The organism is Streptomyces sp. NPDC030991, assembly GCF_055571235.1.
Genome location: NZ_JBVIFR010000009.1, coordinates 318,138 through 333,718, shown reverse-complemented (window position 1 = coordinate 333,718; position 15,581 = coordinate 318,138). Strand labels below are relative to the sequence as shown.

The window sequence follows — 15,581 nt, the reverse complement described above, 5'->3', positions numbered from 1 at the left end:
ATGGGCAAGCTCGACGGGCGGGTCGTTCTCATCACGGGTGCGGCGCGCGGGCAGGGCGAGCAGGAGGCGCGGCTGTTCGCGTCGGAGGGGGCGCGGGTCGTCGTCGCCGATGTGCTCGACGACCAGGGCGAGGACGTGGCCAAGGAGATAGGGAGCACCGGCGTCGGCGGCGCCCTGTACGTGCATCTCGATGTGGGCCGGGAGGAGGACTGGGCCGCTGCCGTCGCGGCCGCCAAGGACGCGTTCGGGCGGATCGACGGGCTCGTCAACAACGCGGGGATCCTGCGCTTCAACGAGCTGCTCTCCACCCCGCTCGACGAGTTCCAGCAGGTCGTGCAGGTCAATCAGGTCGGGGCCTTCCTCGGGATCAAGACCGTCGCGCCGGAGATCGCCGCCGCGGGGGGCGGGTCGATCGTCAACACCGCCTCGTTCACGGGCGTGACGGGCATGGCGTACGTGGGCGCGTACGCCGCGACCAAGCACGCCATCGTGGGGCTGACCAAGGTCGCCGCGCTGGAGCTGGCGGCGAAGGGCATCCGGGTCAACGCGGTCTGCCCCGGCGCCATCGACACGGCCATGAGCAATCCGGCCAGGCTCGATCCGGGGTCGGACACGGCGGAGGCGGCCGAGGCCCTCGACGGGCTGTACCGCAAGCTCGTGCCGCTCGGCCGGGTCGGCAGGTCGGAGGAGGTCGCGCGGCTCGCTCTCTTCCTGACCGCAGAGGAGGACTCGGCGTACATCACCGGGCAGCCGTTCGTGATCGACGGGGGCTGGCTGGCCGGGGTCTCGGTGCTCTGACGCCGCCCGCGCACACCATCTGACGCCGCATCAGCTATTGACGCCCCACGGGTGCGGTGAAACAGTCGGTCCAGCCAATCTGACGTACCGTCAGAAACAGACGAGGACGGTGAACCTCCTTGGAATTCGGGCTCTTTGTACAGGGATACGTGGGCAAGCAGGCGCTGACGGACCCGACCGCCGAGCACCGCGCGCTCATGAACGAGACCGAGTACGTCATCCAGGCGGACCAGTCCGGCTTCAAGTACGCCTGGGCGTCCGAGCACCACTTCCTGGAGGAGTACTCGCACCTCTCCGCCAACGACGTCTTCCTCGGGTACCTCGCCCACGCGACGGAGCGGATCCACCTCGGCTCCGGCATCTTCAACCCGCTCGCCCAGGTCAACCATCCCGTGAAGGTGGCCGAGAAGGTCGCCATGCTCGATCACCTCAGCGAGGGCCGGTTCGAGTTCGGCAGCGGGCGTGGCGCCGGCTCCCACGAGATCCTCGGGTTCATACCGGGCGTGACCGATATGAACTACACCAAGGAGATCTGGGAAGAGACCATCGCCGAGTTCCCGAAGATGTGGCTCCAGGACGAGTACGTGGGGTTCCAGGGCAAGCACTGGTCGCTGCCGCCGCGCAAGATCTTCCCCAAGCCGTACGGGAAGTCGCACCCGGCCATGTGGTACGCCGCCGGGTCCCCGCCCTCGTACGCGATGGCCGCCCGGAAGGGGCTCGGGGTCCTCGGCTTCAGCGTGCAGAAGGTCTCCGACATGGAGTGGGTCCTGGAGCAGTACAAGACCGCCATCCAGGACGCGGAACCCATCGGGGACTTCGTCAACGACAACGTCATGGTGACGTCGACCGCGATCTGCGCGGAGACGCACGACAAGGCCGTGGAGATCGCCGTCCACGGCGGGCTCAACTACCTCCAGTCGCTGGTCTTCCGCTACCACGACACCTTCCCGCGGCCCGACGGCATCCCCGAGTGGCCCGAGATCCTGCCCGAGTACAGCACCGAGATCATCGAACTGCTCATCGCGGAGGAGCTGATGATCTGCGGTGACCCGGACGAGGTGCTCCAGCAGTGCAAGCGGTGGGAGCAGGCGGGCGCCGACCAGCTGTCGTTCGGGCTGCCCATCGGCATCTCGCACGAGGACACGCTGAACTCGATCCGGCTGATCGGGGAGCACGTCATTCCCAAGATCGACACGGATCCGGTCCACCGGACCACCCGGTTCCGGGCCGCCGGGGTCTGATCCGTCCCGAGCTGCCCCGGTCTTCCTCCTCCCGGACAGGAAGGCCGGGGCCCCGTTCTTGTCCCCGTCACGGGGCTCCGCCCGGACCCCGCTCCCCCATCGCCGGAGAGGCTGGAAGACCGTGCTCGATCACCTCATCAAGGGCGCCACCGTCGTCGACGGCACCGGCGCCCCCGCATTCGTCGCCGACGTCGGGATCCGGGACGGACGGATCGCCGTCGTCGCCGAGGCAGGGACCGTCACCGAGGAGACCCGGAGCGGCGAGGACGCCTCGGGGCTCGTGCTCGCGCCCGGGTTCGTCGACCCGCACACGCACTACGACGCGCAGCTGTTCTGGGACCCGTACGCGACGCCCTCGCTCAACCACGGGGTGACCACCGTCGCCGGCGGCAACTGCGGCTTCACGCTCGCGCCGCTCAACCCGGCGCGGCCCGAGGACGCCGACTACACGCGGCGCATGATGTCCAAGGTGGAGGGGATGTCGCTGGTCGCCCTCGAGGAGGGCGCGCCGTGGACGTGGCACTCGTTCGGCGAGTACCTGGACGCCCTGGAGGGGCGGATCGCCGTCAACGCCGGTTTCATGGTGGGGCATTGCGCCCTGCGGCGCTACGTCATGGGGCCGGACGCCGTCGGCGGGCAGCCGTCGCCGGAGCAGCTGCGCGCCATGCTCGGCCTCCTCCACGAGGCGATGGACGCGGGGGCCTGGGGCCTGTCCACCACCCAGTCCTCCACGCACTCGGACGGGGACGGCCGGCCCGTCGCGTCACGGCACGCCCTGCCCGCCGAACTCCTCGCCCTGAGCGCGGCCGTCGGGGAGCACGAGGGCACGCAGATCGAGGCCATCGTCGCCGGGTGCCTGGACCAGTTCAGCGACGCCGAGATCGATCTGTTCGTCGAGATGAGCGCGGCAGCCGGGCGCCCGCTCAACTGGAACGTGCTGACCGTCGACGCGGCCGTGCCCGAGCGCGTCCCCCGGCAGCTGGCGGCGAGCGAACGGGCGCGGAAGGCGGGCGGCCGGATCGTCGCCCTGACGATGCCCATTCTCACGCCGATGAACATGTCGCTCGGGACGTTCTGCGCGCTCAACCTCATCCCGGGCTGGGGAGACGTGCTCGCGCTGCCGGTCGACGAGCGGATCGCGAAGCTGCGCGACCCGGGCGTGCGCGCCCAGATGTTACGGCGCGCCGACAGCAAGGAGGCCGGGGTCTTCCGGCGGCTCGCCGACTTCGGGCGGTACGTCATCGGGGACACGTACGCGGAGCCGAACGCCGGGCTCACCGGACGCGTCGTGCGGGACATCGCCGCCGAGCGGGGGCAGGAGCCCTTCGAGTGCATCGTCGAGATCTGCGCCGCCGACCGGCTGCGGACGGTGCTGTGGCCGATGCCGCCCGACAACGACCCCGCCTCGTGGACGCTGCGCGCCGAGACCTGGAGCCACGAGGACGTGCTGCTGGGCGGCTCCGACGCGGGCGCGCACCTGGACCGGATGTGCGGGGCGCCGTACACGACACGGTTCATCGGGGACTGCCTGCGCGGGCGGCGGCTGGTGGGGCTCGAAGAGGCCGTGAAGATGCTGACGGACGACCCCGCCCAGCTGTTCGGCCTGCGTGAGCGGGGGCGGGTGCGCGAGGGCTGGCACGCCGACCTCGTGCTGTTCGACCCGGAGACGATCGACGCGGGCAAGGCCACGCTCGTGCACGACCTGCCGGGCGACAGCCCGCGCCTGGACTCCAAGGCCATCGGCGTCACGGCCGTGTGGGTCAACGGGGTCGAGGCCCTGCGCCACGACGTGGTCAGCGGCTCGGTCCCCGGCAAGGTGCTCAGGTCCGGGCAGGACACGCGGACCGTGAGCACCCGGTGAAGCACTCGGCGCAGCCCTCGGCGAGCGGCGCCCAGAAGCTGCTCATCGGCGGTGAGTGGGTCGACCCCGACCACGGGCATTACGCGGTCGTCGACCCGGCGAGCGAGACGGTCGTCGGGCAGGCGCCCGAGGCGTCCCGGCAGCAGGTGTACGACGCCGCGCGCGCCGCCCGCGACGCCTTCGGCACCTGGTCGCGTACGCCGCCCGGGGAGCGGGCCGCGCTCCTCGACCGGGCCGCCGACCTCATGCAGCGCGACTTCGCGGGCAACGCCGAGCTGGCGCAGGCCGAGACCGGCGCCACCAGCGGCACCGCGCGGGGCATGCAGGTGGCCGTCGGCGTCGCCCGTTTCCGGCGGTACGCGCGGGGGGCTCTGGAACCCGTGGAGGAGGGGCTGCCGCCGCAGATCAACGAGGCCGGGCCGATGGGGAGGGCCGGTGTGGTGGGCGCGCTGGCCGTCCGCCAGCCCGTCGGCGTCGTCACCTGCGTCACCTCGTACAACAACCCGTGGGCCAACCCGGCGGGCAAGGTCGCCCCGGCGCTCGCCATGGGCAACACCGTCGTCGTGAAGCCCGCGCCGCAGGACCCGCTCTCCGTGTACCGGATGGCGGCCGCCCTCCAGGAGGCGGGCGCTCCGCCCGGGGTCGTGAACGTCGTCGGTGGCGCCGCCGTCGAGGTGGGGGAGGCGGCCGTCGACTCGCCGGACGTCGACATGGTCAGCTTCACCGGTTCGACGGCCGTCGGGCAGCGCATCGGGGAGGTGTGCGGGCGGTCCGTGAAGCGGCAGCTGATGGAGTTGGGCGGGAAGGGCGCCGCGATCGTCTTCGGCGACGCCGACCTCGACTCGGCGGTCGCCGGGATCGGCACGACGTACGCCTTCTACAGCGGGCAGATCTGCACAGCGCCCACCCGGGCCCTCGTGCACCGCTCGGTGTACGACGCGTTCGTCGCGAAGCTGACCGCGTACATCGGTTTCATGAAGGTCGGCGATCCGCGGGCGCGGGGGACGGTCGTCGGGCCCGTCATCTCCGCCGCGCACCGTGAACGCGTGGAGGCGTACGTGGAGTCGGGGCGGAAGGAGGGGGCGACGGTGGTCGCGGGCGGGGAGCGGCCGGCGTTCGGCGAGGGCTTCTACGTGGCGCCCACCCTCCTCGCCGACTGCACCCCTGACATGCGGGTCGTCCGGGAGGAGATCTTCGGCCCCGTCGTGACCGTGGTCCCGTACGACGGGGACGAGGACGAGGCCGTGGCTCTCGCCAACGACTCCGAGTACGGGCTCATCGACTACGTGTGGTCCGGTGACATCGCCCGCGCGTTCCGTGTCGCGCGGCGGCTGCGGGCCGGCGGTGTCGGGGTGAACACCGTCGGACGCAACATGGAGGCGCCGTTCGGCGGGTTCAAGAGGAGCGGGGTCGGGCGGGACGTGGGCTCGTACGCGCTGCACGCGTACAGCGAGGTGCAGTCGATCGTGTGGCCGGGCTGAGCCGCGGCGACCGGTCATCCCCGAAGTGGAACCATCGATTTCTCCGGTGCGTGCACAGAACTGGGCATGTCAAGATGCCAGTCGTGGGCCGGCGGGCGGGCCGGCCGGGGCAGGAAGCCGGGGGATGGCATGGAAGCGCTGGACACTCACGACCCGCGGACGGTCGGCACGTACCGGGTGCTCGGGCGGATCGGTGAGGGCGGCATGGGCCGGGTCTATCTGGCCCGCAACGCGGGCGGCCGGTCCGTGGCGCTGAAGTTCATCCACGCCGACATGGCGGCGGTGCCGGGGTTCCGGCAGCGGTTCCGCCGCGAGGTGGAGGTCGTGCGCCGGGTCGCGGGCGCCGGGACGGTGCCGGTCGTCGACGCGGGCGTGGACGAGCAGCACCCCTGGTACGCGTCGGAGTACGTGCCGGGCCCCTCGCTCCAGGCGGCCGTCGACACGTACGGGCCGCTGCCCGCCGACGCGCTGTGGCGGCTCGCCGCCGACCTGGCCGGGACGCTGCGCCACGTGCACGGGCAGAGCCTGGTCCACCGCGACCTCAAGCCGTCGAACGTGCTGCTGTCCACCGGCGGCCCGCGCCTGATCGACTTCGGCATCGTGCACGCCGCGCTCGACACGATGCTCACGCAGAGCGGGGCGCGGATCGGTACCCCGGCCTACATGTCGCCGGAGCAGGCGTACGGCGAGCCCGTCACCGCCGCCAGCGACATCTACAGCTACGGCCTCACCCTCGCCTTCGCCGCGACCGGCGTGCAGCCGCGCCGGGGGACCGTCGCCGCCGAACACCCCGGCCTGGACCCGGAGTTCGCCGCGCTGATCCGGTCCTGCCTGCGGGACGAACCGGGGGAGCGGCCGAGCGCGGCGCGGCTCGCCGAGCGGGCGCGGGCGAAGGACACCACGGCCGACATCTGGCTGCCGTCGGCGATCGCGTCGCTGATCGCCCGCACCTCGGAGCAGCTCCTCAACCTGGAGGCGCGGGCGGCGGGCCCGGCCGGGCCGGGTCACACGGAGCCGGACCCGGGGGCCGCGGGAGGGTTCCACGGGGCACGGACCCAGGGGCCCGCCGCGGCCGGCGGTGCCTCCGCGCCGCCGCCGGGCGCGGCGTTCCACGGGACCGCCACCCGCGGTCCGGCGCCCGGCGCGGGGACGCCCCCGCCCTCGTACGGATATCCGTCGGCGCCGTACGGGTACCCGCAGTACACCGCGGGCCCGCCGGGCCGGGGCGGAGCCACCGGGGACGGTGGCGGACTGCTGGGGCGGCCGCTGTTCGGGATCCTGTGGCTGTTGCCGATGGCGCTCTGCACGTATCTGCTGCTCTTCGCCGATCCCTCGTTCTTCGGGGTCGTGCGGGGGGTGGCTCTCCCCGCACTGCTCGTCCTCGGCATCCGGCTGCTGACCGGCCACCGTGACAGCGGCGCCGCGCTGGGTTTCTGGCTCGGCCTGTCGGCGCTGACGGTGCAGACGTGGTGGGCGGTGAGCCAGTACGACATCGGCGTCATGACGCACGCGACCGGCTTCCAGAAGCTCGTGGGCGGGCTGAACGAGGTGCTCATCATCTTCCCGGCGCTCGGCTCGCTCGTCTGCGTCTACATCGTGCCCGCAGCCATCGGCCGATTCCGTACGGGAAAATTTTGAAACGGGACAGAACGGACCCTGCTTCGATTACCGAATATCGGACGCGACCCAGCCCGCCTTGCATTATGTGGCTGACATCTGCCATCTTCCAGTGAAGGTGACGGTGTAGCACTCAATCAGCCATGGATCGTTAAGTGTTGAAGCGCTGACGTTCCCTGAAGAATCCCGCCAGATGTGGAAACCGCAGGATTTAACGTCCTGTTCATGACTCAGCTGGACGCAGGGCCTTCGACGGGGCGGGCCCCAGACACGACGGCCGGACCGGGCGGCAAGGGCCTGGGCGGGAACTCCGTCGGGCTGCTCGGCAGCGCCGTCATCGGCGTCTCCACGGTCGCGCCCGTCTACTGCCTGACCTCCACGCTCGGCTCCACGGCCGGCGAGGTCGGGCTCCAGATGCCCGCCGTCTTCCTCGCCGGGTTCCTGCCGATGCTGCTCGTCGCCTTCGCGTACCGCGAGCTGAACAAGGTGATGCCGGACTGCGGCACCTCGTTCACCTGGACCGTCAAGGCGTTCGGGCCGCGCGTGGGCTGGATGTGCGGCTGGGGTCTGGTGATCGCCACGATCATCGTCCTGTCGAACCTCGCCGGGGTCGCGACCTCGTACTTCTGGCTGCTCGCCGGGGAGGTCACGAACAGTGCGGCGGTGGCGGACCTGGACGGGAACAAGGCCGTCCACATCCTCACCTGCCTGGTCCTGATCGCCGCGGCCACGGCCATCAGCTACCGCGGGATGACCGCGACGAAGGGCGTGCAGTACACGCTGGTCGGGCTCCAGCTGGCCGTACTCGCCCTCTTCGTCGTGCTGGCGGTGGCCAAGGCGGACCCGGGGTCCTTGGACTTCCCGACGGGCGTGGCGTTCTCCTGGTCGTGGCTGAACCCGTTCGCCGTGCAGTCGTTCGGGGCGTTCACCGCCGGGCTCTCCCTGTCGATCTTCATGTACTGGGGCTGGGACACCTGCCTCACCGCCAACGAGGAGACCATCGGCAGCGACCGCACCCCCGGCCGCGCCGCCCTCATCGCCATGGTCGTCCTCGTCGGCTCCTACCTGGCCACTGGCGTCGCCGCACAGATGATCGTCGGCTCCGGGAGCAAGGGCCTCGGCCTGGCGAACCCCGGGACCTCCGACAACGTCTTCGCCGCCCTCGCCGGCCCGGTCATGGGCCCCACGCTCGGCATCCTGCTCTTCGTCGCGGTCCTCGCCTCGGCCGCCGCCAGCCTCCAGACCACGTTCATCCCCGTCGCCCGCACGGTCCTCGCCATGTCGACGTACGAGGCGCTCCCGGCCTCCTACGCCCGCGTCCACCCGCGCTTTCGGACGCCGGGCCGCGCCACGGTCACGGCGGGCGTCGCCACGGGCGTCTTCTACACGGTGATGACGCTGGTCTCCGCGCACGTCCTGGTCGACACGATCTACGCGCTCGGCCTCATGATCTGCTTCTACTACGCGCTGACGGCGTTCGCCTGCGCCTGGTACTTCCGCGCCGAGCTGTTCACTTCCGTACGGGACTTCGCCTTCAAGGGGCTGTTCCCGCTGCTCGGCGGGGTGCTCCTGGCGGCCGTCTTCGTCAAGACCCTGGTCGACATGTGGAACCCGGCCTACGGCAGCGGATCGTCGGTCCTCGGCGTCGGCTCGGTCTTCGTGATCGGCGTGGGGCTGCTGCTCGTCGGCGTCGTGCTCATGCTGGTGATGGGTCGCCGCAGCCCGGCGTTCTTCCGGGGCGAGGTGCTGAACCGGGAGACGCCGGTGCTGGTCGTCGCCGACTGAGCCCCGGTCGCTGCTCCTACGCGCCCTCGACGAAGTGGTCGAACTCGCCCGCCTGGACGCCGAGTACGAAGGCGTCCCATTTCGCCCGGGTCGTCGTGACGACGGTCTCGGGGTCGGACGTCTCCCGCAGGTACACCAGGTCGCCGCTCCCGTGAGCGATCTCGATCCAGGGCCCGGGCCCCTCGGCGTCCTCGGGGGCGGCGCGGGTCCAGGAGAGGTCCTGGGGGATGTCAGTCACGGGGTGCGTCTCGCTTCAGCGCGCGCAGGAGGGCGGCGAAGGCGGTGGGGGTGGCGGTGAGTATCGCTTCGCGGGGGTCGGCGGATTCGGTCATCCGGATGTGGGTGGCCGCGCCGGAGACGTGGAGGCAGGAGTTGCCCTCGGGGCAGTACGTCGACTTCTGCCAGTTCAGGTCGCGCAAGGTCGGCTCCTTACAGCTCTTGGACGATGCCGTGAATGAGGTCCTGTGACTTCACGGGAGAGAGCGACGCCGTTTCCAAGCGGTCGAGCAGTACGCGGTACCTGTGCAACTGCACCTCGGCGTCCAGGAAGACAGGGCCGTGGGACTGGTCCAGGTTCACAGTGTCGAGTTGCGGCACGGGGCCCTCGAAGTAGAAGAACCCATGGCCTGACCCGGGCAGGGTCGCGGCCGCGAACGGAAGCACGCGTACGGTGATGTGTTCGCGCTCGCTCAGCTCCAGCACGTACCTGAGCTGGGCGCTCGTGATCTGAGGGCCACCGAACCTCATGCGCAGCGCCGCCTCGTGGATGATGACCTGCTGCGGGGTCGGTGGATCTCGGAAGAGGACGGCTTGGCGCTTCACGCGGAACGACACACGGTGTTCGACGTCCGGCGGCGGCAGATCCGGCACGGCCTGACGGAAGACCTCGCGGGCGTACTCGGCGGTCTGGAAGAGCCCGGGAATGTGCACGGTGACGGCCGTGCGCAGACGGGTTGCGTGGTGTTCGGTCTCGGCGAGGTCGAGAAGGGTGACGGGGAGGATCGATCGGTACTCCTGCCACCAGCCGCGGACCCGCTCGGCCGTCATGCAGGCCAGGGCGTCCACCAAGGTCCGATCGGCGCAGTCGTAGTGCTGGGCGAGTACGCGGACACGTTCCGGGCTTACTCCGACGCGACCGGCCTCCATGTTGCTGACCTGGGTCTGCTTGATGCCCATGAGTTGACCGGCCTGGGTCGCGGTCAGCCCGGCCCGCTCGCGGAGTTTGCGCAGCTCGGCGCCGAACCGCAGTTGGCGGCCCGTCGGGTTGCTTCTCACGAGGTGCTTCGGTCTCCTTCACTCACACGAGTGGCAGTCGCCGCAATCACCGGGATTCGGTGAATGCGTTAACTGGATGTCGCTACTTTAGTGCTCGGCGCCTGACTCCCAGAAGCACCCCGCTCGACGGAGCGGCCGGGTCACTGGGAACCACCACCGCGACACCAACTCCTCCCGCTGAACGGAGACTTCCATGTCAACCGTATCGCCGCTGGACTCCCCACCCGACCCGGTTCCAGGCACGTACACCTTCCAGCTGCCCCACGACCCCCGGGCCCCGGGAATCGCCCGGGCCGCGCTCCGGCTGGTCCTCAGGGCGTACGGGCGTACCGAACTCAGCGACGACGCCGAGCTGTTGGCAGCGGAGCTGCTCGCGAACGCCCACCGGCACACAACAGGTCCCTACGCGTTGCGGATCGGGCCGGGCGCCATGGACGCGCAGCGCGTACGGGTGGCCGTATGGGATGGCGACCCCAAAGTCCCGCTGGGATTCGGCAGGGGCGGGGCCGGTGCGGACGTGACCGCGGAGAAGGGGCGCGGCCTCTTCCTCGTACGGGCCTACGCGGACGACTGGGGCGCGTACACCTTCCCGGCCCCGACAGGCGGAAAGCTGCTCTGGGCGGAGTGCGGGGGAAGTTAGTGCCCCCTGGCCGACTTCACCGCACGGCGTACGCGGGTGTGGCCAGGGGGCTGATCAGGCGCGGTGGGGCGGCACCGGAGACAGGCGGTGTGCCATTTTCGTCACGTCCCCAGGAACACCGGGTTCGTGAATGCTGCCAGGGCGCCCGGCAGGCCCGGCACCGCCGGAGTGTGGCGGACCTCCGCCCGGACGTACGCCGCGTACGACGGCGTCGTCCGCCAGCTCACCGTGCCCGTGCCGGATTCGGGCAGGGGCGGGGACGTGAACAGCGTGCCCTGGTCCGTGACCAAGTGGAGGGTGCGGCCCGGGGTGCCCTTGACGTCCAGGGTGATCGTGACCGGGGTGTCCAGGGGGACCGCGAGACGTTCGCCGATGCCCGCGTGGCCGCCCTTGCCGCCGGTCGCCGTGAAGGTGAGTTCGACGTCCTTGGACTCGGCGACGTAGGAGCGGCCCGCCTTGAGGCCCGCCTGGATGGCGTCCCGGGACAGGTCGTCGGCCAGGACCACCGTCTGGGGGCCGCCGATCCGGTCCGGGTCGCGGTGCGCGTCGCTGTTGCCCATCGCCGGGATCCAGCCCGACCTGCGGCCCGAACGGGCGTAGGAGACAAGGGTGTTGTCCCAGTCGCCGAGCGAGATCTCGTCGTCCGGGGTGTACGGGCCGTTCCACACCTCCACCGCGTCCGCCTCGCCGAAGCCGAACTTCCAGCCGCAGCCGATGCACGTCGCGTGCGGATGTGCGGGCACGACCAGGCCGCCCGCCCGGCGGATCTCCTGCGCGTACTTCGCCCAGCGGTTGTCACGCGCCCGGTAACGCCAGTCGATGAACGTCTCCGGTTCGACGCCGAGCGCCAGGACGTGCCCGTTGCGCGTCGTGACCTCCTCGCCGATCAGCACCAGCAGGTCGTCACCCGCCACGTCCGCCCAATGCGCGTGCGCCGAGTGCGTGTTGTGGTCGGACGTGTTGATGAAGTCCAGGCCCGCCGCCCGCGCGAGCGCGCCGATCTCCGCCGGGGTGCGGCGACCGTCCGAGTACCAGGAGTGGATGTGGCAGTCGCCGCGGTACCAGGCGCGGCCCCGGCCACGAGCCCGCTCCGGCGGGTACACGCGGGCGGGCGCCTTGCCGGGCGCGCCGTGTGTCAGCACCACCGTCACCTCGTACGGCAGCCCCTCCGGCGCCACCGTGTACGGGCCCAGCGCGATGTGCCACGTACCGGCGCGCACCGGACCCGGGATGTAACCGGGCGTCGCGTCGTCCGCGCGGACGAAGAACTCCGTGCGCGCACCGCCCGACCAGCCGCGGAACCCCTTGCCGCCGAGAGCCGTGCCGCGCTCGTCGAAGAGGCCGATGTCGAGCGCGTTGTTCTGCGTGCCGGCCGGGACCGCCGCCTTCGTGTACGTGTAGGAGACCCTGATCTCCCGTACCCCGCGCGGCACCTCCACCGGCAGGTAGACGAAGTCGGGGGCGCCCGGCGGCAGCGTGCCCTTGAGCGTCTTCGTGGACCGCGAGCCGTCGGCGGCGCTGGCGAAGCTCATGGTGGCGAGCGTAAGCGCGCCCGCGGCTCCGGTCACGAGCAGAGCGCGTCTGCCAGGACCGTCGTTCTGTACGGGTATGTCGTCGGTGCACATATCGCGGCTCCCCAGGGTGTCGGATGTGATGTGTGCGACCCTGGCATTGAGCCGTGAACTCCCCTCCAAGGGAAGGGGAGCGACGGATTACGGGCGACTCCGGACGACCGCGGGCGCGCGGCCGCTACGACCTGCGGCGCCTGCGGATCAGGACCACGACGATCAGCACGACGAGCACGATCCCCACGACCAGGATCCAGCCGAGCGCCCCACTCTTCTTCTTTTTCTTCTTGCTCCTGCTCTTCTTGCCCTTCTTGCCCGTGCTGGACTTCGTGACGGACTTCGAGACCGACTCCGCGGTCTTCTGCGCCGCCCTCGCCTGATGGGCCGGCGCCGCGGCACTCGTGTGCGAGCCCGCCGGCGCGGACGCCGTCGCCGCCGGGGCGCCGCCGAGGAGCAGCGCCCCGAGCAACAGCGGCACGGTCAGGGACCGGGAACGTACAAGCATGACAAACCCCCCGTTTGCAGGACGCCGTGAGCGTAGACGAGGGCGCGCGGTCCCGGAAGCCCCGCAGACAGGAATGGCGTGCCTTCGATGCGTCCGGGATGCGCTCGTATGCTCGTTTCATGAGTGATCCGGACGCCGTATCCCAGACGCAGGCAGACCGACCCACCGCCAACGCGATGCGCCGCGCGCTCAAACGGGCGAGGGACGGTGTCGCCCTCGACGTCACGGAGGCCGCCGTCCTGCTCCAGGCGCGCGGCGCCGACCTGACGGACCTCACCGCCTCGGCGGCCCGGGTGCGTGACGCGGGGCTCGCCGCCGCCGGCCGCCCCGGCGTCATCACGTACTCCAAGAGCGTCTTCATCCCGCTGACCCGGCTGTGCCGCGACAAGTGCCACTACTGCACGTTCGTGACCGTCCCCGGCAAGCTGCGGCGCGCCGGGCACGGGATGTTCATGTCGCAGGACGAGGTCCTCGACATCGCGCGCAAGGGCGCCGAACTCGGCTGCAAGGAAGCCCTGATCACCCTCGGCGACAAGCCGGAGGACCGCTGGCCCGAGGCCCGCGAATGGCTCGACGCGCACGGCTACGACGACACGATCGCGTACGTCCGCGCCATATCGATCCGGATCCTGGAGGAGACGGGTCTGCTGCCGCACCTCAACCCGGGCGTCCTGACCTGGACGGACTTCCAGCGGCTCAAGCCGGTGGCCCCGTCGATGGGCATGATGCTGGAGACGACGGCCGAGCGGCTGTGGTCCGAGCCCGGCATGCCGCACCACGGTTCGCCCGACAAGGAACCCGCGGTACGGCTGCGGGTCCTGGAGGACGCGGGCCGCTCCTCCGTCCCGTTCACCAGCGGGCTGCTCATCGGGATCGGCGAGACGTACGAGGAGCGCGCCGAGTCACTGTTCGCGCTGCGCCGCGTCGCCCGCTCGTACCACGGCGTCCAGGAACTGATCATCCAGAACTTCCGCGCCAAGCCGGACACGGCCATGCGCGGCATGCCCGACGCCGAGCTCGACGACCTGGTCGCGACGGTCGCCGTGGCCCGGCACATCATGGGCCCGTCGGGGAACCTGCAAGCGCCGCCGAACCTGGTCGACGGCGAGTACGCGCGCCTCATCGGCGCCGGCATCGACGACTGGGGCGGCGTCTCCCCGGTGACCATCGACCACGTCAACCCGGAGAAGCCCTGGCCCCGACTGGCCGAACTGGCGCAGCAGTCGGGTGAAGCGGGCTTCACCCTCCGCGAACGGCTGTGCGTGTACCCGGAGTTCGTGACGCGCGGCGAACCCTGGCTCGACCCGCGGCTGCTGCCGCACGTACGCGCCCTCGCCGACCCGGAGACGGGGCTCGCGATCGCCGACGCGCCCGTCGTGGGCCGCCCGTGGCAGGAGCCCGACGAGGGTTACGTTGCGGCATCCGGCCGCACCGACCTGCACCGCACCATCGACACCGAGGGCCGTACCAGCGACCGGCGCGACGACTTCGACGAGGTGTACGGCGACTGGGAGGCGCTGCGCGAACAGGCCGCGCCCGGCATGGTGCCCTCGCGGATCGACGGTGACGCGCGGGAGGCGCTGGCGGTGGCGGCCGACGACCCGACCCGGCTCACCGACGAGCAGGCCCTCGCCCTGCTGCACGCGGACGGCCCGGCGCTCGACGCCCTGTGCGCGATCGCCGACGACATCCGGAAGTCGGTGGTGGGCGACGACGTCACGTACATCGTCACGCGGAACATCAACTTCACCAACGTCTGCTACACCGGCTGCCGTTTCTGCGCCTTCGCGCAGCGCCGCACCGACGCGGACGCGTACACGCTCTCCCTCGACCAGGTCGCCGACCGCGCCCAGCAGGCATGGGAGGTCGGGGCCGTCGAGGTGTGCATGCAGGGCGGCATCCACCCGGACCTGCCCGGCACCGCGTACTTCGACATCGCGCGGGCCGTGAAGGAACGCGTCCCCGGCATGCACGTGCACGCCTTCTCCCCGATGGAGGTCGTGAACGGCGCGAGCCGCACCGGCCTCTCCATCCGCGAATGGCTGACCGCCGCCAAGGAGGCGGGCCTCGACTCGATCCCCGGCACCGCCGCCGAGATCCTCGACGACGAGGTCCGCTGGATCCTCACCAAGGGCAAACTGCCGACGGCGACCTGGATCGAGGTCATCAAGACCGCCCACGAACTCGGCATCCGCTCCTCGTCCACCATGATGTACGGGCATGTGGACCAGCCGCGCCACTGGCTCGGGCACCTGCGCACCCTGGCCGGCATCCAGCAGGAGACGGGCGGCTTCACCGAGTTCGTGACGCTGCCGTTCATCCACACCAACGCCCCCGTCTACCTGGCGGGCATCGCGCGGCCCGGCCCGACCTCCCGCGACAACCGGGCCGTCACGGCCATGGCCCGCGTCCTCCTCCACCCGTACATCCCCAACATCCAGACCAGCTGGGTCAAGCTGGGGACCGAGGGCGCCGCCGAGATGCTCCGCTCCGGCGCCAACGACCTGGGCGGCACCCTGATGGAGGAGACGATCTCCCGGATGGCTGGCTCGTCGTACGGCTCCTACAAGTCGGTGAAGGACCTGGTGGCCGTGGCGGAGACGGCGGGCCGCCCGGCGAAACCCCGTACGACGCTGTATGGGACCGTCCCGACGGAGCGGGTCCTGGCGGCGGCCGCGTCGGACGGGCATCTGCCGGAGTTGCTGCCGGTGCTGGGGGACTGACCTGGGGGGCGGGGGGCCGCGCCGGGCGCCCCGCCCTTGTGTCAGTGCCCCTTGTTAGCCTCCTGCGGTCCGCGTGAAAAGCGGGAC

At 71.1% G+C, this 15,581-nt stretch carries 13 protein-coding genes; 8 read left to right on the top strand and 5 right to left on the bottom strand.

The features are described from left to right. The 6 genes from ACZ45E_RS19970 to ACZ45E_RS19945 all read left to right on the top strand — a co-directional run bounded on the left by ACZ45E_RS19970 (window position 1) and on the right by ACZ45E_RS19945 (window position 8,783). Window positions 1-798 carry an SDR family NAD(P)-dependent oxidoreductase gene (locus ACZ45E_RS19970; protein ID WP_468222287.1) on the top strand — a complete coding sequence of 266 codons (798 nt, stop codon included), beginning with the start codon at window positions 1-3 and terminating at the stop codon, window positions 796-798. A 119-nt stretch (window positions 799-917) separates the two neighbouring features. Further along, entirely contained in the window at window positions 918-2,039 is a 1,122-nt protein-coding gene (locus ACZ45E_RS19965) for an LLM class flavin-dependent oxidoreductase (RefSeq protein ID WP_468222286.1), read from the top strand. Window positions 2,040-2,160: 121 nt separating this feature from the next. Then, window positions 2,161-3,900, top strand: coding sequence for an N-acyl-D-amino-acid deacylase family protein (locus ACZ45E_RS19960; protein WP_468222285.1), 1,740 nt, complete (start codon window positions 2,161-2,163; stop codon window positions 3,898-3,900). Next, window positions 3,897-5,381, top strand: coding sequence for an aldehyde dehydrogenase family protein (locus ACZ45E_RS19955; protein ID WP_468222284.1), 1,485 nt, complete (start codon window positions 3,897-3,899; stop codon window positions 5,379-5,381). Before ACZ45E_RS19960 ends, ACZ45E_RS19955 begins: the two co-directional genes overlap by 4 nt. 129 nt (window positions 5,382-5,510) lie before the next feature. Then, window positions 5,511-7,019 carry a serine/threonine-protein kinase gene (locus ACZ45E_RS19950; protein ID WP_468222283.1) on the top strand — a complete coding sequence of 503 codons (1,509 nt, stop codon included), beginning with the start codon at window positions 5,511-5,513 and terminating at the stop codon, window positions 7,017-7,019. 204 nt (window positions 7,020-7,223) lie between these two features. Next, window positions 7,224-8,783, top strand: coding sequence for an APC family permease (locus ACZ45E_RS19945; protein WP_468222281.1), 1,560 nt, complete (start codon window positions 7,224-7,226; stop codon window positions 8,781-8,783). 16 nt (window positions 8,784-8,799) lie between these two features. Here the strand turns inward: ACZ45E_RS19945 and ACZ45E_RS19940 are convergent, their stop codons facing one another. Genes ACZ45E_RS19940 through ACZ45E_RS19930 form a run of 3 tightly spaced genes read right to left on the bottom strand, consistent with a single transcriptional unit; the run spans window position 8,800 to window position 10,058 of the window. Further along, entirely contained in the window at window positions 8,800-9,021 is a 222-nt protein-coding gene (locus ACZ45E_RS19940) for a DUF397 domain-containing protein (protein ID WP_468222280.1), read from the bottom strand. Beyond that, window positions 9,014-9,202: a DUF397 domain-containing protein gene (locus ACZ45E_RS19935; RefSeq protein WP_468222279.1), complete on the bottom strand. Its 189-nt coding sequence runs from the start codon at window positions 9,200-9,202 to the stop codon at window positions 9,014-9,016. Before ACZ45E_RS19935 ends, ACZ45E_RS19940 begins: the two co-directional genes overlap by 8 nt. A gap of 10 nt (window positions 9,203-9,212) precedes the next feature. Further along, on the bottom strand, window positions 9,213-10,058 hold the full coding sequence (locus tag ACZ45E_RS19930) for a helix-turn-helix domain-containing protein (RefSeq protein ID WP_468222278.1): 846 nt from the start codon (window positions 10,056-10,058) through the stop codon (window positions 9,213-9,215). A gap of 193 nt (window positions 10,059-10,251) precedes the next feature. Between ACZ45E_RS19930 and ACZ45E_RS19925 the strand changes: the two genes are divergently transcribed. Continuing rightward, a complete protein-coding gene (locus tag ACZ45E_RS19925; RefSeq protein ID WP_468222277.1) occupies window positions 10,252-10,698 on the top strand; it encodes an ATP-binding protein in 447 nt (148 codons plus the stop codon). Window positions 10,699-10,799: 101 nt separating this feature from the next. Here ACZ45E_RS19925 and ACZ45E_RS19920 read toward each other — a convergent pair whose 3' ends face one another. Both ACZ45E_RS19920 and ACZ45E_RS19915 read right to left on the bottom strand, forming a co-directional pair. Continuing rightward, window positions 10,800-12,323, bottom strand: a complete 1,524-nt coding sequence (locus tag ACZ45E_RS19920; protein WP_468222275.1) for a CehA/McbA family metallohydrolase — start codon at window positions 12,321-12,323, stop codon at window positions 10,800-10,802. Window positions 12,324-12,447: 124 nt separating this feature from the next. Further along, window positions 12,448-12,771, bottom strand: coding sequence for a hypothetical protein (locus ACZ45E_RS19915; protein ID WP_468222274.1), 324 nt, complete (start codon window positions 12,769-12,771; stop codon window positions 12,448-12,450). 119 nt (window positions 12,772-12,890) lie between these two features. Between ACZ45E_RS19915 and ACZ45E_RS19910 the strand changes: the two genes are divergently transcribed. Continuing rightward, complete coding sequence (locus ACZ45E_RS19910; RefSeq protein ID WP_468222273.1) at window positions 12,891-15,494, top strand: bifunctional FO biosynthesis protein CofGH; 2,604 nt, start codon at window positions 12,891-12,893, stop codon at window positions 15,492-15,494. The last annotated feature ends 87 nt before the right edge of the window (window positions 15,495-15,581 follow it).